This is a genomic window from Streptomyces sp. NPDC006691 (genome assembly GCF_042869955.1).
Classification (GTDB): Bacteria; Actinomycetota; Actinomycetes; order Streptomycetales; family Streptomycetaceae; genus Streptomyces.
Genome location: NZ_JBIAGW010000003.1, coordinates 92,040 through 116,410, shown reverse-complemented (window position 1 = coordinate 116,410; position 24,371 = coordinate 92,040). Strand labels below are relative to the sequence as shown.

General features: G+C 72.8%; 18 protein-coding genes. 8 read left to right on the top strand and 10 right to left on the bottom strand.

Annotated elements, in window-relative coordinates:
* Positions 1-50: 50 nt before the first annotated feature.
* The 3 genes from ACFYNP_RS07295 (at position 51) to ACFYNP_RS07285 (ending at position 3,274) form a co-directional block, all read left to right on the top strand.
* On the top strand, positions 51-1,700 hold the full coding sequence (locus ACFYNP_RS07295; RefSeq protein WP_388783445.1) for a glycoside hydrolase family 13 protein: 1,650 nt from the start codon (positions 51-53) through the stop codon (positions 1,698-1,700).
* Positions 1,685-2,734 (top strand): LacI family DNA-binding transcriptional regulator, encoded by a 1,050-nt coding sequence (locus ACFYNP_RS07290; protein WP_388408231.1) that lies wholly within the window; start codon positions 1,685-1,687, stop codon positions 2,732-2,734. The genes ACFYNP_RS07295 and ACFYNP_RS07290 overlap by 16 nt, the downstream gene beginning before the upstream one ends.
* Before the next feature lie 75 nt (positions 2,735-2,809).
* The gene (locus tag ACFYNP_RS07285; RefSeq protein WP_388783442.1) at positions 2,810-3,274 is read left to right on the top strand and encodes a hypothetical protein; all 465 of its coding nucleotides are present in this window, start codon (positions 2,810-2,812) and stop codon (positions 3,272-3,274) included.
* 3 nt (positions 3,275-3,277) lie between these two features.
* Here ACFYNP_RS07285 and cynS read toward each other — a convergent pair whose 3' ends face one another.
* Both cynS and ACFYNP_RS07275 read right to left on the bottom strand, forming a co-directional pair.
* Entirely contained in the window at positions 3,278-3,748 is a 471-nt protein-coding gene (gene cynS, locus ACFYNP_RS07280) for a cyanase (RefSeq protein ID WP_388783439.1), read from the bottom strand.
* A 23-nt stretch (positions 3,749-3,771) separates the two neighbouring features.
* Positions 3,772-4,350, bottom strand: coding sequence for a carbonic anhydrase (locus ACFYNP_RS07275; RefSeq protein WP_388408239.1), 579 nt, complete (start codon positions 4,348-4,350; stop codon positions 3,772-3,774).
* 125 nt (positions 4,351-4,475) lie between these two features.
* On the opposite strand from ACFYNP_RS07275, the gene cynR reads away from it, so the two are divergent.
* The 4 genes from cynR to ACFYNP_RS07255 all read left to right on the top strand — a co-directional run bounded on the left by cynR (position 4,476) and on the right by ACFYNP_RS07255 (position 14,718).
* Positions 4,476-5,384: a transcriptional regulator CynR gene (gene cynR / locus ACFYNP_RS07270; RefSeq protein ID WP_388783436.1), complete on the top strand. Its 909-nt coding sequence runs from the start codon at positions 4,476-4,478 to the stop codon at positions 5,382-5,384.
* Between the two features lie 154 nt (positions 5,385-5,538).
* On the top strand, positions 5,539-10,869 hold the full coding sequence (pulA, locus tag ACFYNP_RS07265; protein WP_388783433.1) for a pullulanase-type alpha-1,6-glucosidase: 5,331 nt from the start codon (positions 5,539-5,541) through the stop codon (positions 10,867-10,869).
* A 93-nt stretch (positions 10,870-10,962) separates the two neighbouring features.
* Positions 10,963-12,993, top strand: coding sequence for an ATP-binding protein (locus ACFYNP_RS07260; RefSeq protein ID WP_388783430.1), 2,031 nt, complete (start codon positions 10,963-10,965; stop codon positions 12,991-12,993).
* Positions 12,994-13,113: 120 nt separating this feature from the next.
* Complete coding sequence (locus ACFYNP_RS07255) at positions 13,114-14,718, top strand: SpoIIE family protein phosphatase (RefSeq protein ID WP_388783428.1); 1,605 nt, start codon at positions 13,114-13,116, stop codon at positions 14,716-14,718.
* Between the two features lie 42 nt (positions 14,719-14,760).
* On the opposite strand, the gene ACFYNP_RS07250 is transcribed toward ACFYNP_RS07255, so the two are convergent.
* The 6 genes from ACFYNP_RS07250 to ACFYNP_RS07225 all read right to left on the bottom strand — a co-directional run bounded on the left by ACFYNP_RS07250 (position 14,761) and on the right by ACFYNP_RS07225 (position 20,997).
* On the bottom strand, positions 14,761-15,474 hold the full coding sequence (locus ACFYNP_RS07250) for a TetR/AcrR family transcriptional regulator (protein ID WP_388408251.1): 714 nt from the start codon (positions 15,472-15,474) through the stop codon (positions 14,761-14,763).
* A 35-nt stretch (positions 15,475-15,509) separates the two neighbouring features.
* Complete coding sequence (locus ACFYNP_RS07245; protein WP_388783425.1) at positions 15,510-16,574, bottom strand: PDR/VanB family oxidoreductase; 1,065 nt, start codon at positions 16,572-16,574, stop codon at positions 15,510-15,512.
* 1 nt (position 16,575) lies between these two features.
* The gene (locus tag ACFYNP_RS07240) at positions 16,576-17,463 is read right to left on the bottom strand and encodes a metal-dependent hydrolase (RefSeq protein ID WP_388408256.1); all 888 of its coding nucleotides are present in this window, start codon (positions 17,461-17,463) and stop codon (positions 16,576-16,578) included.
* A gap of 87 nt (positions 17,464-17,550) precedes the next feature.
* A complete protein-coding gene (locus ACFYNP_RS07235; RefSeq protein WP_388783422.1) occupies positions 17,551-19,485 on the bottom strand; it encodes a hypothetical protein in 1,935 nt (644 codons plus the stop codon).
* 86 nt (positions 19,486-19,571) lie between these two features.
* Positions 19,572-20,366: a tyrosine-protein phosphatase gene (locus ACFYNP_RS07230; protein WP_388783419.1), complete on the bottom strand. Its 795-nt coding sequence runs from the start codon at positions 20,364-20,366 to the stop codon at positions 19,572-19,574.
* A gap of 28 nt (positions 20,367-20,394) precedes the next feature.
* Positions 20,395-20,997 (bottom strand): rhomboid-like protein, encoded by a 603-nt coding sequence (locus tag ACFYNP_RS07225; protein WP_388783416.1) that lies wholly within the window; start codon positions 20,995-20,997, stop codon positions 20,395-20,397.
* Positions 20,998-21,096: 99 nt separating this feature from the next.
* Here ACFYNP_RS07225 and ACFYNP_RS07220 point away from each other — a divergent pair, with 99 nt between their 5' ends.
* Complete coding sequence (locus ACFYNP_RS07220) at positions 21,097-21,483, top strand: hypothetical protein (protein WP_388408265.1); 387 nt, start codon at positions 21,097-21,099, stop codon at positions 21,481-21,483.
* 52 nt (positions 21,484-21,535) lie between these two features.
* Here the strand turns inward: ACFYNP_RS07220 and ACFYNP_RS07215 are convergent, their stop codons facing one another.
* Together ACFYNP_RS07215 and ACFYNP_RS07210 are read right to left on the bottom strand one after the other, a co-directional pair.
* On the bottom strand, positions 21,536-23,041 hold the full coding sequence (locus ACFYNP_RS07215) for a DUF1996 domain-containing protein (protein WP_388783414.1): 1,506 nt from the start codon (positions 23,039-23,041) through the stop codon (positions 21,536-21,538).
* A gap of 99 nt (positions 23,042-23,140) precedes the next feature.
* Entirely contained in the window at positions 23,141-24,286 is a 1,146-nt protein-coding gene (locus ACFYNP_RS07210) for a methyltransferase (protein WP_388784263.1), read from the bottom strand.
* Between the last annotated feature and the right edge of the window lie 85 nt (positions 24,287-24,371).

Below are 24,371 nucleotides of genomic sequence, written 5' to 3'. Positions count from 1 at the left end.
CACCGGTTCCCGGGGGTCGACCACCCCCGGGCCCCCCTTCTAAGGACGACATGACCCAGCACTTCACCGCCCCCGACCGCCTCACCGGGAAGACCGGTACGCAGTGGTGGCGGGACGCCGTGATCTACCAGGTCTATCCGCGCAGCTTCGCCGACGGGAACGGTGACGGCATGGGCGACCTCGAAGGCGTACGCGCCCGGCTGCCCTATCTGCGCGACCTCGGCGTCGACGCCGTCTGGCTCTCGCCCTTCTACGCGTCCCCGCAGGCCGACGCCGGCTACGACGTCGCCGACTACCGGGCCATCGACCCGATGTTCGGCACCCTGCTCGACGCCGACGCACTGATCCGCGACGCCCACGAGCTGGGCCTGCGCATCATCACCGACCTGGTGCCCAACCACTCCTCGGACCAGCACGAGTGGTTCAAGCGCGCCCTCGCGGAGGGCCCCGGCTCACCGCTGCGGGCCCGCTACCACTTCCGCCCCGGCAAGGGCGAGCACGGTGAACTCCCGCCCAACGACTGGGAGTCCATCTTCGGCGGCCCCGCCTGGACCCGTACCGAGGACGGCGACTGGTACCTGCACCTGTTCGCACCCGAGCAGCCCGACCTGAACTGGGACCACCCGGCCGTCGCCGACGAGTTCCGCTCCATCCTGCGCTTCTGGCTCGACATGGGCGTCGACGGCTTCCGCGTCGACGTCGCCCACGGCCTCGTCAAGGCGCCGGGCCTGCCCGACATCGGCGGCCACGACCAGCTCAAGCTGCTCGGCAACGACGTCATGCCGTTCTTCGACCAGGACGGCGTGCACGAGATCTACCGCTCCTGGCGGACCATCCTCGACGAGTACGACGGCGAGCGCATCGCCGTCGCCGAGGCGTGGACCCCCACGGTCGAGCGGACCGCCCTGTACGTACGCCCCGACGAACTGCACCAGGCCTTCAACTTCCAGTATCTGGGCGCCCCTTGGGAGGCCGCGGCGCTGCGCGAGGTCATCGACACCTCGCTCGCCGCGATGCGCCCGGTCGGCGCCCCCGCCACCTGGGTCCTGTCCAACCACGACGTCACCCGGCACGCCACCCGCTTCGCCAACCCGCCCGGCCTCGGCACCCAGCTGCGCACCCCGGGCGACCGCGAACTCGGCCTGCGCCGGGCCCGCGCGGCCACCCTCCTGATGCTGGCCCTGCCCGGCTCGGCCTACGTCTACCAAGGCGAGGAGCTCGGCCTGCCCGACGTCACCGACCTGCCCGACGAAGTGCGCCAGGACCCCTCGTTCTTCCGCGCCGCGGGCCAGGACGGCTTCCGTGACGGCTGCCGCGTCCCGATCCCGTGGACCGTCGAGGGCAGCTCGTACGGGTTCGGCAGCGGCGGCAGCTGGCTTCCGCAGCCCGCCTCGTGGGCCGGGCTCAGCGTCGAGGCGCAGACCGGTGACGCGGACTCCACCCTGGAGCTGTACCGCAGGGCCATCGCGGCCCGCCGCGCCCACCCGGGCCTTGGCGCCGGGGACGACCTGCGCTGGCTGGAGGCCCCCGAGGGCGTGCTCGTCTTCGCCCGCGAGGGCTTCGTGTGCACGGTGAACCTCACCGGCCGCCTGGTGTCGCTGCCGCTGCCCGGGCGCGCGGTCCTGTCCAGCGCACCCTTCGCGGTGGACGGCGACCGCTTCGAGCTGCCGGGCGACACCACGGTGTGGTGGACGGTGTGAGCCAGGCCGCGCAGCCGGCCGGGCCGCGCCTCGCGGACATAGCGGCGCAGGCCGCGGTCAGCGAGGCCACCGTCAGCAGGGTGCTCAACGGCAGGCCCGGCGTCGCCGACCCCACCCGGCAGCGGGTGCTCGCGGCCCTGGACGTGCTCGGCTGGGAGCGCCCGGCCCGGCTGCGCCGCCGCAGCGAGGGGCTGATCGGCCTGGTCACCCCGGAGCTGACCAACCCGATCTTCCCCGCCTTCGCCCAGGCGGTGGAGCAGATGCTCGCGGGCCACGGCTACACGCCCGTCCTGTGCACCCAACTGCCGGGCGGGGCAACGGAGGACGAGCTGGTCGAGCAGTTGGAGGAGCGCGGCGTCAACGGCATCGTGTTCCTGTCCGGGCTGCACGCGGACACCTCCACCGACCCGGCCCGCTACCTCGCGCTCGCCGAACGGGGCGTCCCGTACGTCCTGGTGAACGGCTACAACGAGGCGCTGCGGGGGCCGTTCGTCTCGCCCGACGACCACGCGGCGATGCGGATGGCGGTGGGCCACCTGGCCGACCTCGGACACACCCGGATCGGCCTCGCGGTCGGACCCCTGCGGTACGTCCCCTCGCGCCGCAAGACCGAGGGGTTCACGGCGGCGCTGGGGGAGCGGCTCGGCCTGCCCGAACACGAGGCGGCGGCCCTCGTCATGCCCACCCTGTACAGCGTGGAGGGCGGCCAGGTCGCCGCGGGCGCGCTGCTCGACCGGGGCTGTACGGGGATCGTCTGCGGCAGCGACATGATGGCGCTCGGCGTGGTGCGCGCCGCCCGCGAACGCGGGCTCGACGTGCCGGCGGACGTCTCGGTGGTGGGCTTCGACGACTCCCGGCTCATCGCCTTCACCGACCCGCCCCTGACCACGGTCCGCCAGCCCGTGCGGGCGATGGCGGCGGCCGCGGTGTCCGCCCTCCTGGAGGAGATCGCCGGAACCCCCGTCCAGCGAACGGAGTTCGTCTTCCAGCCGGAGCTGGTGGTACGGGGATCCACGGCGCGGGCGCGGGGATGAGTCCGGGGGCGCCCGGCGTGGCCTCCGGCGCACCCGCGGGCTTTCGGCCGGTGCCGGGTCACGTATCTTCGTCGCATGCCTCGCCGTGCGACGAAGGCCCGTCGGCTGGTGGCCGACGGGCGCGTGTACCTGTGGTCGACGCACCACAGCCACCGCAAGGACTCCGACGGCCGGGCTGTCGACTGCCGCCAGAGCCTCACCCTGTTCCCGCAGCCGAGAGGCGCCGGCGGTGCCCTGCGGATGGTCTTCACCGCCGGGCCCGGCCGGTACGTCCCGGGCGGGGCCTTCCTGGGTTCCGGGGACGTCGGCTTCGTACGGGGGCCGGGCCTGAATCTGCACGAGCCGGGTGCCGTCCGGGCCCTGCTCGATGCAGCGCTGGCCCGTGGCTGGCGGCCCGGGGAGCGGCGCCCGGTGGAGGTGGACGGCTGGCCGCTGCTCGACGCGGCGGCCACCGCGCGGACGGGCGACGCCGAGACCCGAGGGCGGACAGGTGCCGCTCGGGAGTCCCAGCGCCGCCCGGCAGGCGGCAAAGAAGACTGACCGTCAGAACGGCCTGGTCGGCAGGTACTTGCCGTCCAGGGTGATCACGGCACGCTCGCCGCCCTCGGGGTCGGCGACCTTCCTCACGTCCAGCTTGAAGTTGATCGCGCTGATGATGCCGTCCCCGAACTCCTCGTGCACCAGGGCCTTCAGCGTGGTTCCGTACACCTGGAGCATCTCGTAGAAGCGGTAGATCGTCGGGTCGGTGGGGATGCCGCCCGTGATCGAGCCGCGGCTCGGGACGGTGGTCAGGAGCAGGGCCGCGTCGTCGTCGAGGCCGAGCAGCTCGGCGACGGCCCGCGCGGACTCGGCGGGCAGTGCGTGCTGGCCGAGCACGGCGGCCGTGACGAATGCGACGGAGAAGCCGGCCGCGTCCGCGATCTGCTGCCACGACAGGTCCTTGCGCAGCTTCGCCTCGACGGCGGCGGTGGCCAGGTCCTGGCGGGCGGTGGTGTCGAACTGGGACTGGATCATGGGTAACTCCTTTTGGAAATGGTTCAGTTGGCGGCGGTAGTGGTGTCGAGTTCCTCGACCGTGCCCGTGGGGATGTCGTAGACCCAGCCATGCAGCGTGAGCCGGTGCCCGGACAGGGCGCGGGCCACCGAGGGGTGCGTCGCCAGGTTCGCGAGCTGGGCGCGTACGTTGCCGCGTATCAGGGCCGCGAGGTCCGTGGAGTGCGCGTGGGCCGGGGCCGCGTCCGCGTGCCGCAGCCAGTCGGCGACCGCGGGCAGCGCGGCGAGGTCGTGGCCCTCGGCGAGCGCGGTCATCGCCCCACAGGCGGAGTGGCCGCAGACCACGATGTCACGCACGCCGAGCACGCCGACCGCGTACTCGACGCTCGCCGCGATGCCGTCCGCTCCCGGGGCGTACGCGGGCACCAGGTTTCCGGCGGTGCGGATGACGAACAGCTCGCCCGGTTCGCTCTGGGTGAGCAGCTCGGGCACCACCCGCGCGTCCGAGCAGCCGATGAACAGCGTGCCGGGGCGATGGGTGGCGGCGAGGTGGGCGAAGAGCTCCGCCTTGGCGGGGAAGACACCGCGCTGAAAACGCGCGACGCCCTCGGCGAGGTCTTGCATGGGCACTCCCTTCGGTGGCTGCCGGGCCCGTGGGGCCCGACGGGATCCACCCTGCATGAGCTGGCCCTATAGCGTCCAAGACCTGTTTTCCATATCTCCTATAGCGCTCATCTATAGTTGTTCTCATGGCTCCGGAACTGCGTCATCTGCGCTATCTGCTCGCCGTCGCCGAGCACGGCAACTTCACCCGCGCCGCGGAGGAGCTGCGCATCTCCCAGCCCACGCTGTCCCAGCAGGTCAAGCAGCTGGAGCGGGCCGTGGGCGTCCAGCTCCTGGACCGGAGTGGCCGCGCGGTGCGGCTCACCGACGCGGGGGAGACGTACGCCCACTACGCCCGGCGTGCCCTGCGTGACCTGGCCGCGGCCGAGCGCGCCGTCCTGGATGTCGCCGACCTCTCGCGCGGCAGCCTGCGCCTGGCGGTGACCCCGACCTTCACCGCGTACCTCGTCGGCCCCCTCGTCGGCGAGTTGCACACCCGCCATCCCCATATCGCGCTGGACGTGCGGGAGTTTGCGCAGGACCGCATCGAGGCGGGGCTGCTCGCCGACGAGCTGGACCTCGGCATCGCCTTCGCCGGCCCGCATCTGCCCGGAATCCTGGCTACGGCCCTGTACACCGAGACCCTCGGCCTCGTCGTCGGCGCCCCGGCCGCACGGACCGGGGCGCTTGGCGTGCGAGACCTCGGGGAGCGGCAACTCGCCCTGCTGAGCGGCGACTTCGCGACCCGGGGGCATATCGACGCCTACCTCGGGCAGCACCGCGTCACCCCGCGCATCGCCGTGGAGGCGAACTCGCTCCAGGCGCTGACCGAGATCGTCCGCCGCACCCCGCTGGCCACGGTGCTGCCCGACGCCGTCACCCATGAGCACCCGGACCTCGCGCCCGTCGCCCTCGATCCGCCCCTGCCCGCCCGTACGGTCGCGCTGCTGCGGCGCGAGAGTGCGTACCGCAGCGCCGCCGCCCGGGAGTTCACCCGGCTCACCCAGGACCTCGTCCGCGCCCGCGGCTACGCACCGGCTCGACCGGTGTCCTGACCCGGCCCAACGCCCGCGCAATTCCTTGCGGATGGACGCATCCGTGCCGCGGATTCTGCCCGAACCGTTGACCCGGGCCGTCCCTCCTCCTACGGTCACCTGCTCAGAAGTACTTGCAATCTTGCAGCAAGAACATTCAGCCGCGCCGGTACGTATGACCGAGGAGCACCCGGTGATCCCCCTGCGAAGAACGGCGGTCGCACTCGCGGCCGCCCTGTGCGCCGCATTCGTCCCCGCGCCGCCCGCCACGGCCACCGCCGCCAAGCCGCCGGCGCCGCCCAGCGACGCCCGGCTCGCCGCCGAGCCCGCCCGGCACGAGGCGACGCGGGAGCAGTTCTACTTCGTGCTCCCGGACCGGTTCGCCAACGGCGACCGGGCCAACGACCGTGGCGGGCTGACCGGTTCGCGTGTGGAGACCGGCTACGACCCGACGGACAAGGGCTTCTACCAGGGCGGCGACCTCAAGGGCCTCACACAGCGGCTCGACTACATCAAGGGCCTCGGCACCACCGCGATCTGGCTCGCGCCGATCTTCAAGAACAAGCCAGTGCAGGGCACCGGCAAGGACGCGTCGGCCGGTTACCACGGGTACTGGATCACCGACTTCACCCAGGTCGACCCGCACTTCGGCACCAACGCCGACCTCACCCGGCTGATAGCGGGAGCCCACGCCAAGGGCATGAAGGTCTTCTTCGACGTCATCACCAACCACACCGCCGACACCGTCGACTACGCCGAGAAGCAGTACAGCTACCGGCCCAAGGGCGCCTACCCCTACCTCGACACCACCGGACGCCCCTTCGACGACCGCGCCGGGATGAAGAAAGCCGACGCGAACTCCTTCCCCTACACGCCCGTTGTGCCCGTCGGGCAGCAGCGCAAGGTCCCGGCCTGGCTCAACGACCCCGCGATGTACCACAACCGGGGCGATTCGACGTTCGCGGGCGAGAGCGGCGAGTACGGCGACTTCTCCGGACTCGACGACCTGTGGACCGAGCGGCCCGAGGTCGTCTCCGGGATGGAGCGGATCTATGAGAAGTGGGTCCGCGACTTCGACGTGGACGGCTTCCGCATCGACACGGTCAAGAACGTGGACCTGGGCTTCTGGACCCAGTGGGCGACCGCCCTCGACGCATACGCGAAGACGCGGGGCCGGCCGGACTTCTTCATGTTCGGCGAGACCTACTCCGCCGACCCCGCCGTCACCTCCCCGTATGTCACCCGGGGCCGCCTCGACGCCACCCTCGACTTCCCCTTCCAGGACGCGGCCCGCCAGTACGCCTCGCAGGGCGCCCCGGCGGCCAAGCTCGCCGCCCTGTTCGCCGACGACTACCGCTACACCACGGACAAGGCCAACGCCTACGAGCAGGTCACCTTCCTCGGCAACCACGACATGGGCCGCATCGGGACCTTCCTCCAGCAGGACCATCCGCGGGCGAGCGACGCCGAACTGCTCCAACGCGACCGCCTGGCCAACGAGTTGATGTTCTTCAGCCGGGGCAACCCGGTGGTCTACTACGGCGACGAGCAGGGCTTCACCGGCGCGGGCGGCGACAAGGACGCCCGCCAGACCATGTTCGCCTCGAAGGTCCCCGACTACCTGGACGACGACGAGCTCGGCACCGACCGCACCCACGCCTCCGACGCCTACGACCCCGCCCACCCGCTCTACCGCACCATCGCCGACCTCTCCCGCCTCACCAAGGCCAACCCCGCGCTGCGCGACGGCGTCCAGACCGAGCGCTACGCCAAGGACTCCGTCTACGCCTTCTCGCGCACCGACACCAAGACGCGCACCGAGTACGTCGTGGCCGTGAACAACGCCACCGAGCCGACGACGGTGTCCCTGCCCACCGGTGCGGAGAACCGCACGTTCGGTGTCCTGTACGGCGGTTCGGGCTCGGTGCGCAGCGGCTCGGACGCCGCCGTCCAGGTGACCGTGCCCGCCCTGTCCTCCCTCGTCCTGAAGGCGGCGGCCCCGCTGCCCGGCCCCGCCGCCGGGCCGTCGATCACCCTGAAGGCCCCGGCCGCCGGGGCCACCGGCACGGTCGAGGTGTCCGCCGGCGTCAGCGGGGGACAGCTGGACCGGGTCGTCTTCGCCGCGCAGAGCGGCAACGGGCCGTGGCAGACGCTCGGCTCCGCCGATCACGCCCCCTACAAGGTCACCCAGTACCTGGACCTTCGCGGCGGAACTCCCGTGCGGTACAAGGCCGTTGTGGTCGACAGCCGGGGCCGGACCGCGAGCGCCCTCGCCGCCACCACGGCGGGGCAGACGCCCGCGCCCGGAAAACCCACGGCCGTCGAGCGGGACTACGCCGTCGTGCACTACCGGCGCCCGGCCGGTGACTACGACGGCTGGCAGCTGACGTCCGGCGACCGGAGTGCGGCCTTCACCGGCCGTGACGCCTACGGCGCCTTCGCCTGGGTCAAGGTCCCGCAGGGCGCAGCCTCGCTCACGTACACCGTCACCCAGGGCGGCGGCGCCGACGGGCCCGGGCGGACCATCGACCTCGGCCGCACCGGTGAGGTGTGGGTGGAGCAGGGCAAGGACGGGCAGTCGGAGCAGGCGCCGCCCGGCGCGTACCCGCCGCAGGACACCTCCAAGGTGGTCCTGCACTACGCGCGGCCCGACGGCGACTACGACGGCTGGGGCCTGCACACCTGGACCGGGGCCGCCGCGCCCACCGACTGGTCCAAGCCGCTCGCGCCGACCGGCCGCGACGCGTTCGGGGTGACCTTCGAGGTGCCGCTCGCCCCCGGCGCGACCTCACTCGGCTACATCCTGCACAAGGGCGACCAGAAGGACCTGCCCGACGACCAGTCCCTCGACCTCGCCACCTACGGCCACGAGGCGTGGCTGCTCTCCGGAACGGCCAAGTACCTCCTGCCGCAAGGTAGTTCAGGCGTCTCGCTCGACCTCGGCACGTCCGAGGCGCAGTGGATCGACGCCGGCACCGTGGTGTGGAAGGTCAAGGCGACCGACGCGACCAGCGAACAGCTGGTGTACGCGCCCGGCGGCGGCATCACCGTCAAGGACGGCGCCCTGTCCGACGAGGGCCAGTGGCTGCGGCTCGCGCCCGTCGCCCTGAGCGACGCCCAGAAGGCCAGGTTCCCCCAGCTCAAGGACTACCCGGCGTTCACCGTGGACGCCCGCGACCGCTCCCGCGTCCGTGCGTCCCTGCGCGGGCAGCTCATCGCCACCCAGCGGGCCGCGAACGGGGCGCTGCTCGCCGCGACCGGCGTCCAGACCCAGGGCGTCCTCGACGACCTGTACGGAGCCAACGCCGCCAAGACCGCACTGGGCCCGGTCTTCGCCCATGGCCGGCCGACCCTCTCCCTGTGGGCGCCCACCGCCCGGGCGGTCTCCCTCGAACTCGACGGGCGCACGGTCGCGATGCGGCGCGACGACGCCACCGGCGTCTGGTCGGTGACCGGGCCGGCGTCGTGGTCGGGAAAGCCCTACCGGTATGCCGTGACGGTATGGGCGCCGAGCGTCCAGCGGGTGGTCACCAACTTGGTCACCGACCCGTACTCGACCGCCCTGACCACCGACTCCACGCGCAGCCTCGTGGTGGACCTCGCCGATCCGAAGCTGGCCCCCAAGGGCTGGGCCACGCTGAGGAAGCCGCCCGCCGTGCCGCTGCGCGAGGCCCGGATCCAGGAGCTGCACATCCGCGACTTCTCGATCGCGGACCCCACCTCGCACCACCCCGGCCAGTACCTGGCGTTCACCGACTCCGCCTCCGACGGGATGAGGCACCTGGCCCGGCTGGCGAAGTCCGGCACCTCCTACGTCCATCTGCTGCCCGCCTTCGACATCGCGGGCATCCCCGAGAGGAAGTCCGAACAGGCCGTCCCCGCCTGCGACTTGAAGGTGTACGCCCCGGACTCCGAGGAGCAGCAGGCCTGTATCGCCCGGTCGGCCGCGAAGGACGCGTACAACTGGGGCTACGACCCGCTGCACTACACCGTGCCCGAGGGTTCCTACGCCAGTGACCCCGAGGGGACGCGGCGCACGGTCGAGTTCCGGCAGATGGTGCGGGGGCTGAACGACGCGGGCCTGCGCACGGTCATGGACGTCGTCTACAACCACACCGCGGCGAGCGGCCAGGCCGACAACTCGGTCCTCGACAAGATCGTGCCCGGCTACTACCAGCGCCTCCTCGCGGACGGCAGCGTCGCCGACTCCACCTGCTGCGCCAACACCGCGCCCGAGAACACGATGATGGGCAAACTCGTCGTGGACTCGGTGGTGACCTGGGCCAGGCAGTACAAGGTCGACGGATTCCGCTTCGACCTCATGGGCCACCACCCCAAGGCCAACATCCTCGCCGTGCGGGCCGCCCTCGACGCGCTGACCCCGGCCAGGGACGGCGTCGACGGCAAGAAGATCATTCTGTACGGGGAGGGCTGGAACTTCGGCGAGGTCGCCGACGACGCACGGTTCGTTCAGGCCACCCAGAAGAACATGGCGGGCACCGGCATCGCCACGTTCTCCGACCGGGCCCGCGACGCGGTGCGCGGCGGGGGCCCCTTCGACGCCGACCCGGGCGTCCAGGGCTTTGCCTCCGGCCTCTACACCGACCCCAACTCCTCGACCGAGAACGGCACTCCGGCCGAGCAGAAGGCCCGGCTCCTGCACTACCAGGACCTGCTCAAGGTGGGCCTGAGCGGCAACCTCGCCGCGTACACCTTCACCGACAGCGCGGGCCGCACGGTCAAGGGCTCCGACGTCGACTACAACGGCGCCCCGGCGGGCTACGCGGCGGCCCCGGGCGACGCGCTCGCCTACGCGGACGCCCACGACAACGAGTCGCTCTACGACGCGCTCGCCTACAAGCTGCCCGCGGGCACCTCGGCCGCCGACCGCTCCCGCATGCAGGTGCTGGCGCTCGCCACCGCCGCCCTCTCGCAGGGCCCGGCGCTGTCCCAGGCCGGGAGCGACCTGCTGCGCTCCAAGTCGCTGGACCGCAACTCCTTCGACAGCGGTGACTGGTTCAACGCCCTGCACTGGAACTGCGCGGCGGGCAACGGCTTCGGGCGCGGTCTTCCGCCGGCCGCCGACAACCGGCCCAAGTGGCCCTACGCGAAGCCTCTGTTGACCAACCCGGCACTCACCCCGACCTGCGCGCAGATCAACGGAACCTCGGCCGCCTACCAGGACCTGCTCGCGATCCGCGGTCAGGAGGGCGCGTTCAAGCTCGCCACCGCGGGACAGGTCCAGTCGGCGCTCTCGTTCCCGCTGTCGGGGAGCGCGGAGACCCCGGGCGTGATCACCATGCGCCTCGGCGAGCTGGTCGTGGTGTTCAACGCGACCCCGACGACGCGGACCCAGCGCGTCGGTGACCTCGCGGGAACCGCATACGCCCTGCATCCGCGGCAGGCGGCCGGAGCCGATCCCGTGGTCAAGACGGCCACATACGATCAGAGTTCGGGGAACTTCACAGTCCCGGCCCGTACCGTTGCGGTCTTCAAGCGACGCTGAAGCGATCATTCCAGGTCGCTCGGCGAGTGATTTCGGATGTTCCCCGCCCCGGGTTCCGTCACGGACCGCTCCGTGGTCCAGACTGTGCCCGTGGTGGGGAATCTTCCTGCGGAGAGCACGAGTTTCATCGGCCGGTCCGTCGAACTGACCGCCCTGGACGGGCTCCTCGAACAGCATCGGCTCGTCACGGTCACCGGACCCGGCGGCGTCGGAAAGTCCCGGCTCGCGCTGCGCGCCGCCCGGCAGTTCCAGGACCGCTGTCCCGACGGCGTCTGGTGGGTGGAGCTGTCCCCGCTGCGGGACCGGAACTTACTCGCGGCGACCGTCGCCGACGCCTTCGACGTCACCGACCAGAGCCTGCGCACCGCCTGCGAGGCACTCTGCGCCTGGCTCTCCGACAAACGGCTGCTCCTGGTGCTCGACACCTGTGAACACCTGATCAGCGCCTGCGGCCATCTGATCGGCGAACTGCTCACGACCTCGCCGGGCCTCACGGTCCTCGCCACCAGTCGCCAACCCCTGGGGCGACCGCGGGAACACGTCTTCCCCCTGGAGCCGCTGCCCGTCGCCCACGAGGCGCTCACCCTGTTCAAGGAGCGCGCCATCGAGGCCGTGCCCCACCTCGACTTCGACGACCCCGGCCGGGCGGCGGCCGCCGCCGACGTCTGCCGGCGGCTCGACGGCATTCCGCTGGCACTCGAACTCGCCGGCGCACGGCTCAAGTTGTGGTCGGTCGAGCAGCTCGCCAGCCGGCTCGGCTCCCGCTTCGAGGTGCTCGCCGACACCCGCGTCGCGGCCCTGCCGCGCCACCGGACCATGCGCACCGCGATCGGCTGGAGCCACGAGCTGTGCGAACCCCTGGAGCGGCTGCTCTGGGCCCGCCTCTCGGTGTTCGCGGGCGACTTCGACCTGGCCGCCGCGCAGGACATCGGCGCGGGCGGCCCGCTGCCCGCCTGCGCGGTGGAACAGGTCCTGGCGGGCCTCGTCGACAAGTCGGTGGTACGCACCCGGCTCGCCCCCTCCGGCCGGCTCGGCCACCGCATGCTGGACACCATCCGCGAGTACGGGCTGCGCTGGCTCGACGAACTCGGCGAGGGCCCCGAGGTGGCCGACCGGCACGCCCGCCGCCTCCGGCGCATCGCCCACGAGGCCGACGCCGCCTGGCTCGGCCCCGCTCAACTCGACTGGTACGTACGCCTTGAGGCCGAGCACGCCGATCTGCGCACCGCCCTCGAACACCTCCTGGCCACCGACCCGGAGGCCGCCCTGGACATGGCGGGCTCGCTCTGGTTCGTCTGGTTCTGCTGCGGCCGGCTGCGCGAGGGCCGCGGCTACCTCCAGCGCGCCCTGGACGGCTGCCCGGGCCCCGGGCCCCACCGGGCCGCCGCCGTGTGGGCGCTCGGCATGTGCGCCTTCCTCCAGGGCGACTTCGTCATCGCGCACCGGCTCGGCGAGGAGTGCGCCCGTGCCGCCACCGACCCCGAGCAGCGGCTGCGCGCGGCCTATCTCCACGGCGGCAGCGTGCTCATGCCGGGCGACCCGCAAGGTGCGCTCGACATCCTCGACCCGGCGCTCGCCCAGGACACCGGCTTCACCCCGGGCCGCGCCCTGTGCGCGCTCGCCCGGGTCTACGCGCTGAACAACCGGGGCCGCCACCACGAGGCGTCCGCCGAGGCGGTCCTGCTGCGCGACGCGTGCGCGGCGCTCGGCGAACGCTGGATGCGGGCGTACGCCGACTACATGCTGGCCGTCAGTGCGCTCGCCCTCGGCCGGCCCGCCGAGGCCGCCGCGCACGCGCGCGCCATGCTCAGCGGCAAGCGCCTGCTGCACGACAGCTTCGGCATCGCCATCGGCCTCGACCTGCTGGCCTGCGCGGTCGCCTTCCAGGGGGACGGCGAGGACGGCGCGCTGCTCCTCGGTGTCGGCCAGGAGTGCTGGCGCACGGTCGGCAAGGCCCAGATGGGCGCGCCCGCGCTGACCGCCGTGCGCGAGCGGTGCGAGCACCGGGCGCGTGCGGCGCTCGGCGACGGCGCGTACGACTCGGCCTTCGGCCGGGGCGTGGCCACCGGCCTGGACGAGGGGCTCGCGCTGGCCCTCAAGGGTGGTTTCGCGGACGGTGGTTGACGAATCCGGGATGTACCCGTTTCGGGCGGTCCGACGACGCTACGGTGGGCGACGGGTCAACAGCGGGGAGTCACCTCCCTCTTGACGGGCTTCCCGAGCCGAAGGGCGGTGAGCTGGCGGATGTTCAGGTCCTGGGACACGACCGTCCTGGTGGTCGACGATGTGGACGCCAACCGCTGTGCGATGGGCGCCGTCCTGAGCCGGGCCGGACACCGGGTCGTCCCGGTGGCCAGCGCCTCGGCCGCGCTCATCGAACTCGACGCCCGGCTGCGCGCGGGCGCCCTGCCCGACGCCGCGGTCGTCGACGTGGGCCTGCCCGACATGGACGGCTTCGAGCTGTGCCGCCGCCTCAAGGCCCACCCCGGCATCGCGCCCATGCCCGTCGTGCACTTCTCGGCCGCCGCCATCACCCCGCACGACCGCAGCCGGGGCCTGGACGCGGGCGCCGAGGCCTATCTCACCGTGCCGGTCGAGCCCGAGGAGATCCAGGCCGTCGTCCGGGCCGCGCTGCGCGGCGCCCGGCTGCGCCACGAGTACGCGGCCCGCGCCGGCCGGCTCAGCCGCCTCGCGGAGGCCACCGCCTCCCTGTACGAGGCGCGCTGCCCGCAGGAACTCGCGGACTCGGCCGCGGCCGCGGCCATGCTGCTCACCTCCGGTCCCGTCACCGGCTTCGTGTTCGGCGCCGACGCCTTCCTCCACGCGGGCGGCGCGGCCCGCCCCGAGCAGACCGCCGAGACCCCGGCGCTCGCCGTGCTGCTGCGCCGCGCCATGGCCGGCCGCGGCGGGGTCCGCTCGGTCCTCGCCCCGGCCCCGCTGTGGCCGCCGCAGCTCTTCGGTCCGGAGGGGGCCCGCCTGGTGCTCGCCCGCAGCCACGCCGACCAGCCGCCCGTATGCCTGGCCGTCCCCGCCCGGCTGCCGTACGGGCAGGAGACCGAGGCCCTGCTCTCGCGGCTCGCCCAGTCTCTCGCCGTCGCCGCCGAGTCCCTGCGAACACACGCGGAGGAGCGGCACATCGCGCTGACCCTGCAACACAGCTTCCTGCCGCAGCGCGCGCCCCGGCTCCCCGGCGCCGACATCGCCCTGCGCTATGTCCCGGCCTCCAGCCGCGCCGAGATCGGCGGCGACTTCTACACCGCGCTGAGCACCCCCGCCGGCCTCCTGGTCGGCGTCGGCGATGTGGTCGGGCACTCCCTGGACGCGGCCACCGTCATGGTCGAACTCCGCCACGCCTTACGGGCGTACGCCACCGACCAGCACGAACCGGCGGCCCTGGTCCGCCTCCTGGACCGGATGCTTCAGCTGTACCACCCCGAGGCCACCGCGACGCTCTGCCTGGCCCTGATCGACCCGGCGACGGGCGCGGCCCGCATCGCCAACGCCGGGCACCTGCCGCCGCTGCTCCTCCCGGGGAGCGGCGGGGCCTCGTACATCGAGACCCGGGGCCCGCTGCTCGGCCTCGGCCTGCGCCATCCGCCCTCGACCCGGATCCAACTCCAGCCGTCGGACGGCCTGTTGATGGTGACGGACGGGCTCATCGAACGCCGTGGCACCGATCTGGAGGTCTCCCTGGAACACCTCAGGCGCGCGGCGGCCGAGGCACCTTCCGCCACCGAGGCGCTCTGCGACACGCTGCTCGAACGGTTCGGCGACGACCCGGAGGACGACGTGGCCCTGCTCGCCCTGCGCCTCGGCGCGGACGACCGGAGCGCCGCCGTGTCGATATGACCGGGGTGCAGGTGCCCGGGGCGCCGGGCCGCCGGGCCGTACTCAGCCCACGCGCGGCGCGGGCACCAGGGGGAGCAGCGCGGCGAGGCGGTCCACCAGCTCGCCGAACGGACCGTCGGCCGGCTCGTCCGCGAGCATGCGCAGCACGATCGCCGCCATCTCCTCGTCGTAGGCCGCGCTCACCGCGGCGAGCGCGGCGAAGTCGTGCACCAGCTGCAACTCCAGCTCGCCGCGCGGGATCCGCCGTCCGTCCAGCCAGAGCAGGGCGGTCGACTCGGCGAGCGACACCCAGGACCGGACGACCAACTCAAGCCGTGCGGGCGGCTGTTGGACGTCCAGGTGCGAGAGGATCTGGAGGTGGGCGGCGTTGCGCACCTCGTCGATCATGGCGTTGGCGGTGGACGAGCCGACCGCCGGGCCGCCCCGCATCAGCGCCGAGAAGCCGGGCCCGTGCTCGTCGACGAAGTCGAAGAAGCGGCCCATGACCCGCAGCAGCCGGGCCCCCAACGGGCCCTCGTGCGGCTCCAGGAAACGCCCGGCCAGCTCGTCCGCGGCCCGGCGCAGCGCGGCCTCGTACAGGCTCTGCTTGCCGGGGAAGTAGTGGTACACGAGCGGCCGTGAGATCCCCGCGGCCGCCGCTATCTCGTCGATGGACACATCGTCGGGCGAACGGTGGCTGAACAGTTCGAGGGCGACCCCGATCAGCTGCTGCCTGCGCTCGTCGACGCCCATCCGTCGCCGTACCCCGGTCGTCATGCGAACAGACTACCTAGGGGGTGGACGATCACCCCCTACAGGTCGAGCACCAGCCTCTTTCCGAGGCACCTCGATACACAGACCAGCATCGAGCCGTCGCGCTCCGCGTCCGTGAGGAGCTCGTCGCGGTGGTCTGCCTCCCCTTCCAGGACGCGCTGTTGGCACGTTCCGCAGAAGCCCTGCTCGCACGAGTAGGAGACGCCGGGAACCTCCGCGCGCAGCACCGAGAGCAGCGAACGGTCCGCCGGAACGGCCAGCGTCCGGCCCGAGCGCCGCAGCTCGACCTCGAACCCGGAACCACGCGTGGCCGCGCCGGGAGCGAAGCGCTCCAAGTGCGGAGTGCGGTCCGGGCCGAGCGCGGCGGCGACCGCGTCCATCAGCGGCTCGGGCCCGCAGCAGTACACGGCCGCGTCCGCGGGGGCTTCGGCGAGGAACGCCCCGAGGTCCGCCATCCCCGACTCGTCCTCGGGAACGACGGTGACGCTCCCGCCGAGCTCCTCGATCTCGTCGAGGAAGGGCATGGTGGCCCGCGAACGTCCGCCGTACAGCAGCCGCCAGGAGGCGCCCGAGGCCTCAACTGCCCGGAGCATGGGCAGAATCGGTGTGATCCCGATGCCGCCCGCGATGAACACGTACGACGCGCTCGGCACCAGCGGGAAGCGGTTGCGCGGCCCGCGCACCGACAGCTCCACCGCCTCGTGGAGCTGCTCGTGCACCTCGCGCGAACCGCCCCGGCCGTCCTCGATGAGCCGGGTGGCCACCGTGTACGCGGCGCGGTCGGCCGGGTCGCCGCAGAGCGAGTACTGCCGCACGAGACCGGAGGGCAGCACCAGATCGAGGTGCGCACCGGGCTGCCACGCGGGCAGCTCGGCCCCGTCGAGGGCTTCGAGTCGCAGGCGTACGACGCCGTCGGCGGCCTCGGCGCGCTCGGTGACGGTCAGCCTGTGCAGCACGGTCGAACGCCGGGTGCCGTGCCCCGAGACGGGTTCCTCCAGGGCGGGCAGCGGCCACAGCGGGGACGCCCCGATGCGGCGGCGCAGGGCCCGGCGGGCCAGCAGCGCGGCGCCGGCGGCCAGGGCGGCGGTGGTGGCGCGGCGCATGTCAGTGGCCCCCGTTGGCGCCGGGCGAGGAGGCGAGATAGGCCACGGCCTGGGCCGTGCTGCCCTCCTGCGAGGGGTGGTAGGTGCGGCTCAGATAGCGCGGGATCGACTTGAGCATGGACGGGGTGGAGGGCAGCATCCCCTTCCGGCCCGCGCGGTAGAACGCGCCGAGGCTCGCCCTGCCGACCGCCGGAGAGGGGTCGTTGTCCATGAAGAAGCGGGCCCCGCGCTGCCACAGGAAGGCGAGCGCGGTGAACGCGGTCGCCCAGGTGCGCACCCGGCGCCGGTAGCCGCCGTCGACGTGCATGAACAGTTCGAAGGCCACCGAGCGGTGCTCGACCTCCTCGGCGCCGTGCCAGCGCAGCAGGTCCAGCATCGTCGGATCGGCGCCCCGCCGGTCCAGGGTCTCGGCGTTGAGGATCCAGTTGCCGAGGAACGCGGTGTAGTGCTCGATCGCCGCGATCGTGGCGACCCGCTCCATCAGCCACCACTCACGGGCCCGGCCCGGCGGCAGCGTACGGTCCCCGAGCAGCTTCTCGAACAGCCAGTCCACCTGCGCGGTGTACGGCGTCGGGTCGAGGCCGAGCTTCTTCAGATGGGGGAGTACGTCGTCGTGCGCGGCGGAGTGCATCGCCTCCTGGCCGATGAAGCCGATGACGTCCTCGCGCAGCCGGTCGTCCGTGATGTACGGCAGGACCTGCTTGTACACGTGCACGAACCAGCGCTCACCGGCCGGCAGCAACAGATGCAGCACATTGATGGTGTGACCGGTGAACGGGTCGCCGGGTATCCAGTGCAGCGGGGTGTTCTCCCACGCGAACGAGACGTTCCGGGCCTTGAGCTCGATGCGCTCCTCCGCGACCGGAGCGGGCTGCGGCGTATTAGACATGGCGTCAATGTACTGACGGGTACGCCGCAGCGACAGGGGTCCGCGCCGGATTGTTCGGGGCCGGCCCCCTGAACCGGGGGCCGGGCCTCAGCGCAGGGTGCTGACCGGACTCCCGTCCGCGAGCCGCCCGTTGAGCTCCGCGCGCGCCCCCTCCTTGGCCCGTACGGCGAGCAGGTTGCCCTTCTCGGTGCCGGACATGCCGCCGGACAGGGTCACCGAGGACACCTGCGGGCTGCCCGCCGCGAGCACGAACCAGTTGCCGCCCCGCGACTTCCACAGCACCCCGGCGAGCACCCGTGCCTCGCGCGCCCCGCAGGACGCGGAGTTCTCGGCGCGGGCCGCGATCGCACCCGGCGCGAGCCGCTCGGAGGGCGCCTGGAACTGGGCGAACACCCGGCTGCCCGCGCCCCGCCAGGTCTCGGCCCGGGTGCAGATCCAGTCGGCGGTGCCGTTGCTCTCGGGCAGCGCCTGCTGCGCGAACTGCCAGTCGTTGACCGAGCGCACCCCGTGCGAGCGGACGGTGGGCAGCAGGCACGCGGTGCGCGCCCAGCCCTCGCGCGCGGCACGGTCCCCTACGTCGCGGGGGTCCGACGGCGGCCCCCAGGTGAGCCGGGCCGGAGCCAGCTCGCCGAGGTCGGTGACGAGCCGCACCCCGCTGTCGTCGTGGAATTCGAGCGCCTCCCAGGAGGTGCACTGGCGGGCCGAGGTGGGCGACACGACCGGGTCGGTCACCCCGTAGGTGTCCCGGTGCAGCGGCCGCGCCGCCGCGCCCGGCGTCAGCAGATCGCGTACGGAGGCCTCGCGCACCCAGGGCGCCGTCAGATAGCGCACGTTGCCGTCGGTGCGGCCCACCACGAGGGCGCCCGCGGACGCGAGGTCGGCGGCGTCCACCCGCGCGAAGTCGAGCGCGGCACCGGCCGTGCCCTCGTGCGGCTCGGCATAGCGGGCGACCCGCAGACCGTCGTAGAGCAGGACCACCCTGGCCCGGTCCACATCGCCCGCGAACAGGAGTTGGGGCGCGCCCATCGGCGGACCCGCCGGCGTGCCCGGCGTCGCCGAGACCTGCACCGAGGGGCCCGGCCGTGCCCACACGGCCAGCGCGCGCCGCAGCAGGCCCGAGTCCCCGAGCAGATTGCCCCGGGCCGGCCAGACCGAGAAGTCGCTGCGCGTCGCGGTCGTCCACGCCGTGGGCTCGACCCGCAGCAGATGGCCGGGGTCGAGCGCGGCCTGGGCCGCCGGGTTCTGCGCGTAGGAGGGCGCGGCCGCGCCGTCGGGACCCCAGCCGTCGCCCGGCAGCCCGATCAGGGCCCCGCACACCACGAGGGCGGCGACGGCGGCGAGCGCGGCCCGGCCGTGCTGGCGCCGCCGCATCAGATCGGTGGGCCGGGCCTGGAGCGAGCAGGGGTCGAACTCGGCGGACTCCAGCAGGTCCGCGCGGGACTCCGGGCCGCCCGCCGCCACGAGCGCCTGGCGCGCCTCGGTGACCCCCGCCGCGGTCAGCTCGGCGCACACCGCGTCGTCGCCGAGCCGCTCAAGACCGCGCAGGACGTAGGCCGCCCGCGCGGGCCCGGACAGCGCGGAAAGGCGCTGGTCCAGGGCGAGTTCGTCGGCGCCGCCCGAGCGCGGGAACAGGCGCAGGCCCCAGACCTGGGGCAGCAGCGGCGGGAACTGGGCGCGCTTGGGCCACGCCCGGCGGCGCAGCGGAAGCCCCGCTTCGAGTGCCTGGCGCACCACCTGGCGCCGCACGTACACATACCCCGGGTCGACACCGGACCCGGGCCGCCGGGCCCCGGGGATCAGGCCCTCGTCGGCGCTGTCGCCGGCGCCGCCGCGGCCGCGCGGCAGCGAGCGCTGCACGATCGCGTGGGCGGTGAGCACCCGGCGGTTGCGTCCGAGGGAGGGCGGCAGTACGAGGTAGGCGAGCCGCACCAGTCGCGGATAGTGCTCGACTAGCGCGGCTTCGGCCTGCTCGACGCCGACGGTGGGGGCGGGTGGGTTGAGGATGTCCTGCTCTGGGGCCACGTTCAGCAAAACGAGCGAATGTGGAGATGGTCACCCCGCACCCAACCGGCCCGGTCCTCAGGCGAGTTGACGGCGCCGCGAAGTGATCACGCGATGAGCCGTTCGCGCAGCCGGGCCACCGCGTCGTCCGGCACCCCGAGGCCTTCGCGGGCGTACTTCTCCATCGAGCCGTACGTCGAGTCGACCTCGTCGAGCGCCGCCGCCAGGTACTCGGGCACCACGCCGATGACGGCGAGCGCGATCTCCGGGTCGCCGCCCTGGGCGACGAAGCCCTCGATGAGCGGGGCGAAGGCCTGGCGCACCGCAGGGTTGACCGACAGGTACTCGCGCTCGACGGTCGCCCCGTCGGCGCCGAGCAGCGCCAGGATCACCGTCGCGCCCCAGCCGGTGCGGTCCTTGCCCGCCGTGCAGTGGAAGAGCAGCGGGCCCGCGTCCTCGGCGGCGAGTTCGGTCAGCAGGGTGCGGTAGGCGGCGCGGGCCGAACCGGAGGAGACGAGGGAGCGGTAGGTGTCCGCGAACAGGGCCTGCACCTTGCCGCCGCCGAGGTGCTCCTCCGCCACGGCCGGGTCGGCCAGGATGTGCTTGAGCTGGGCGGCGGCGGGTGCGTCGACCGCCGACATCGTGTCGGCGAGCGCGTCGGCGATCAGGAGCCGGGCCCCGTCCGGCACCCGGTCGGGGTGGTCGGCGCGCTCGGCGTCGGTGCGGAGGTCCAGGATCGTCCGCAGCCCGAGCCCGGCCACCGCCGGGTCGCGGGCCGGGTCCATGCGGTCGAGCTGGCCGGCCCGGAAGACCAGGCCCGGGCGGACCGTACGGCCGCCGGACAGCGGGGTGGAGCCGAGGTCGCGGAGGTTGGCGACGGTGGTGGCGGGGATCGCGATCATGGGTGGGCGGCTCCTGAGCGGGCGAAATCTACCGGTTCAGAACCGAACGGTAGTCCACGGCCTCCGCACGGTGGTCCACGACTCCCGCCACCCCGAGACCGAGCCCCAGCGCCGCGAGGTGTCCCGCGTCCGTGAAGGTGCGCCCCCGGTTCAGGAGGGGCTTCGCGGCGAGCGCGAGCAGGGCGACGCGGGCGCCGCCGCGCAGCGCGCCGCGCGGCAGGGCCGAGGTGAGGGCGCCGAGGACCGCGTAGAAGCCGTAGCTGGTGCCCACGTCCAGGGCGGCGCGGGTGGCGGGTGAGGGGTGCCCCGCCCGCAGGCCCCCGTACACCAGGAGCGTCGCCCCCGTGTGTCCGAACAGGAACACCCCGGCCGTCCACCAGGCGCCGTGCGCGTACTCCGCGTAGCCGAGGACGGCGAGCAGGAGCAGCGCGTAGGGCAGCTCCATGGGCTCCTCGACGAGCAGCGCGCTGGTGACGAGCGTGGAGCGGCGGCCGGCGGTCAGGTTGTCGACGTTGGTGGAGCACGAGCGCAGCAGGTCCCGGCGGGCCGTGGCGCCGAGCAGGCGCCCGCTCGCGTACGCGATGAGCTGGACGCCGCCGACGTAGGCGGGAGCGAGGGTGGGTACACGCATGCGTCCATGATCCGCCATCGTGCGAGGGGACCGCCCGTCGGCTCGTCGGGTATCGCCAAGTCGCTTTATTTACAAGGGAGTTGAGGGCACGATGGGGTGATGCGAAACGATGCGCGAGTGGTTCTCGGGGTGCTGGTGGCGGCTGCCGTCGTGACCGGCTGCGGCTCCTCGTCCCCGCACCCGGCCCCCACCGCGAGCGGCACCCTGGAACAGCTGGCCGCGCGGGCCGACTGCACCCCGGTCGTCTCGACGGACTCGGCCGAGCTGCGGCAGGCCAACTGCACGACGAAGGACGGCCGTTACGTGCTCGCCACCTTCGCCACCGACCGGGGCCAGCGCGAGTGGATCAACGAGGCGAAGGACTACGGCGGTGTCTACCTGGTCGGCCGCAAGTGGGTGGCGGTCGGCGAACAGCCCGTGGTCACGGCACTGCACGGCCGGCTCGGTGGCAGTGTCGAGACCGGGACCATGCATTCCGGACACTGACCGGGTCGGCCGCGCAGCGGCAGATGCCTCCTCGCGCCAGGGCGCGGGGGGGTCAGGCGCAGGAGCGCCCCGAATTGATGCAGTTCACCGCCTTCCCCATCAGCTGATCGCTGAAGACGTCGATGAAGTCACCGTGATCGGTGACCGGCTTGTGGAGCTGCTCGGGGAACGAGTCCACCGCGAAGGCGCCGGCCTTGGCGGGCACGTCGTAGACGATGCGCTGCACCAATTGGGGAATCGCCTTGAATCCGGCCGGGCAGGCACCCCTTTTGTCGGCGAAGGCGACATGGGTGCGGTGATTGGCGCTGTCGGTGTTCTTCCCGTCCCAGCAGCTCTGGAACTTGAAGGTACGGACCACGTTGCTGCCCTGGGGGCAGAGCGGGTATTTGTCCTTGAGCTGGCGGTTCTCGAATCCGGTGCAGCTCCAGGAGGCATTGGCATTCGCGTTGCCGTTGGTGAACGCCTTCGCGTCGCCGGTGATGATCCGCAGGAATGCGGGCATCGCGGTCACCTTGCTCACCGGGCTGCCGACGAATCGGATCGTCGCCTGCACCGGAGTCTGGATCTTTCCGAGGTTCTTGTCCCTGCCACCGCCGTCGGCGTTCGCGTCCACGTCGTCGCCCTGGTCGAGAACCCGGACGACGGGCCAGTAATAGGTGGACTTGTCGCCCTGGTTCCGGCAGCTGGTGCCGCCCCTGGCGAGATCGTCGTCGCTGGAGAAGGCGTCCGTCGCCTGGTTGCCGACGTAGTCGTGCATGTGGTGGGCGCCATTGCTCACGCCCGGCGCCACGATGACGTTGTCGGGGTTGCGCTTGCCGTTCTGGTTGCGGCCGCAGTCGCTGGTGAAGCTGCCGGTGGAGGCGCCGCGCCGGGGGGCGGGGGCGGCGGCGTTCGGCCGTACGGAGCGGATGTCGACGAAGTCGCGGCGGGACAGCCCGGAGGCGGAAGCGGCCGTGGCCGTGAGGGCCTGGCCGTCGCCCCGGCCGTTGCCGGGAGCGTTGCCCCGGCCGGCGTTCTGGCCGGCCCGGTCGCCGCTCCGGCCGCTGCCCGGATCACCGGCCTGGTCGCCCGGTGCCGGGGCGTCGGCGGCCCGCATCGAACAGGCGGCCAGATTGCTGCTGTTGAGGTCCGGCTGCCCGGTGGCGTCCGCGATCCGCCCGATCGAATCGGTCCGCTTCGCCTTCAGCGGGGCGAGCACCATGCTGTCCGCGAGGGCGGGGTCGCGCTCGATCCGGTCCTTGTTGTCGGCGAACTTGCTGTACGCGTCGGTGATTTGCGTATCGAGATCGGCGAGCTGCCGGTCGACGCGCGGCTTCGCCGCATCGGGCACGGTGGAAAGGGAATTGCCTACGTCCGGACAGTCGATGGTCGACAACGTGCGCATCTGCGCCATGTCCTGCCCGGGCGACCCGTGGCCGCCCGCACCGCCCTCACTGGCGGAGGCGTAGAAATTGACCGCGGCGAGCCCGCCTCCGCCCAGGATGAGCGCGGCCGCGGCCAGCGTCATCCGACGGGGGAGGGTCGGCCGTTTTCGGGGTGAGCGTGCGATGCGTCCCATGGAACTCCTTCGCTTGAAGCGCGCAGTTCCATACGGATGGGAACGGTGGGGCGTTCAACGGCTCAGGAGATTCGGGGGAGTTGGGAGAATCCCGCTCGGTCAGCGGGCCTGCTTCACCGCGCGCAGCACCACGAACTTCGGGTCCGAGGCCATGAGTTCGCAGTTGCCGAACATCCGGCGCAGCTTGTCGTGGTAGCCGAGGTGCCGGTTGCCGACCACCCACAGTTCGCCGCCCTCGCGCAGGGCGGCCCGGGCGTCTGCGAACATGCGCGAGGAGGTGCGGTCCGTCGTCGCCTGGTGGGTGTGGAACGGCGGGTTGTTGAGGACCAGGTCCGCGGTCCCGGGCGGAAAGTCCGCCAGACCGTCCCCGAGCCGGAACTCGGCCTCGCGCGCGGGCCCGGCACACATCCGGAAGGTGGCCTCGGCCGAGGCCATCGCCGGGTGCGACTCGTCGGCGAAGGTGATCCGCGCCTCCGGGTTGGCGAGCGCCGCGGCCGTGCCCACGATGCCGTTGCCGCAGCCCAGGTCCACCACGAGGTCGGGTCCGGTGCGCTCGGGCAGGTGCTGGAGCAGGAAGCGGGTGCCGATGTCGAGGCGGTCGGCGCAGAACACCCCGGCGTGGTTGGTGACCGCGAGGCCGGAGGCGGGACCGATGCCCAGCTCCAGGGAGTACGTCAGCGGCCACGGGTTGCGGGGCCGCCTGAGCCCGGGGTCCGGGGTGGTGAAGATCAGCCGGGCCTTCTTCTCGGCCAGCGAGGTCTTCGTCGGGCCGACGATCCGCTCGAACAGGTTCAGCGTCGAGGTGTGGATCTCCTTGACCATGCCGGCGCCGACCACGACCGTGCCCGCGTGCAGCGAAGGCGCGATCCGCTGGAGCTGGTCCTCCAGGAGCCCGAGGCTCTTGGGCACCCGTACGAGCAGCACGTCCACGCGCTCGGGCACCTCGTCCCGGGTCGACAGGAGACGTACGGCATCGGGCGCGGAGCCGGCCCGCGCCAGATTGGCCCGGGTCGCCTCCTGGGCCAGGAACGAGTCGCTGATCTGTACGGGGTGGTGCTCGGCGAGCGCCGTCGCGAGCGCACCCCAGCGGTCGCCGGTCACGACGACGGTCCCCGAGAGGTCCAGGTTCCCGATCTCGGCGAGGTGCCGCAGCAGATAGTCGTCGGCGGCGTCCCAGGCCCGCAGCGGGTCGCGGGGGTCTTCGGGGAATCGGGTCAGGTCGTGCTCGCCCCAGGGCGTGATCATGCGGTTCATTGCTTGCCAGGCTAACCCGAAACGGCGGTCGTGCCCCGCCGCGGCGGCCGGGGCCGGGATCCGCCCGGGCTCGGCT

Bases quoted from the DNA above. Each gene is read 5' to 3' on its own strand.
- ACFYNP_RS07220 (WP_388408265.1), top strand. From the start codon at position 21,097: ATGCGAAACGATGCGCGAGTGGTTCTCGGGGTGCTGGTGGCGGCTGCC.
- ACFYNP_RS07295 (WP_388783445.1), top strand. From the start codon at position 51: ATGACCCAGCACTTCACCGCCCCCGACCGCCTCACCGGGAAGACCGGT.
- cynS (WP_388783439.1), bottom strand. From the start codon at position 3,748: ATGATCCAGTCCCAGTTCGACACCACCGCCCGCCAGGACCTGGCCACC.
- ACFYNP_RS07240 (WP_388408256.1), bottom strand. From the start codon at position 17,463: ATGTCTAATACGCCGCAGCCCGCTCCGGTCGCGGAGGAGCGCATCGAG.
- ACFYNP_RS07285 (WP_388783442.1), top strand. From the start codon at position 2,810: ATGCCTCGCCGTGCGACGAAGGCCCGTCGGCTGGTGGCCGACGGGCGC.
- ACFYNP_RS07275 (WP_388408239.1), bottom strand. From the start codon at position 4,350: ATGCAAGACCTCGCCGAGGGCGTCGCGCGTTTTCAGCGCGGTGTCTTC.
- ACFYNP_RS07215 (WP_388783414.1), bottom strand. From the start codon at position 23,041: ATGGGACGCATCGCACGCTCACCCCGAAAACGGCCGACCCTCCCCCGT.
- ACFYNP_RS07250 (WP_388408251.1), bottom strand. From the start codon at position 15,474: ATGACGACCGGGGTACGGCGACGGATGGGCGTCGACGAGCGCAGGCAG.
- ACFYNP_RS07210 (WP_388784263.1), bottom strand. From the start codon at position 24,286: ATGATCACGCCCTGGGGCGAGCACGACCTGACCCGATTCCCCGAAGAC.
- ACFYNP_RS07225 (WP_388783416.1), bottom strand. From the start codon at position 20,997: ATGCGTGTACCCACCCTCGCTCCCGCCTACGTCGGCGGCGTCCAGCTC.
- ACFYNP_RS07230 (WP_388783419.1), bottom strand. From the start codon at position 20,366: ATGATCGCGATCCCCGCCACCACCGTCGCCAACCTCCGCGACCTCGGC.
- ACFYNP_RS07255 (WP_388783428.1), top strand. From the start codon at position 13,114: ATGTTCAGGTCCTGGGACACGACCGTCCTGGTGGTCGACGATGTGGAC.
- cynR (WP_388783436.1), top strand. From the start codon at position 4,476: ATGGCTCCGGAACTGCGTCATCTGCGCTATCTGCTCGCCGTCGCCGAG.
- pulA (WP_388783433.1), top strand. From the start codon at position 5,539: ATGACCGAGGAGCACCCGGTGATCCCCCTGCGAAGAACGGCGGTCGCA.
- ACFYNP_RS07245 (WP_388783425.1), bottom strand. From the start codon at position 16,574: ATGCGCCGCGCCACCACCGCCGCCCTGGCCGCCGGCGCCGCGCTGCTG.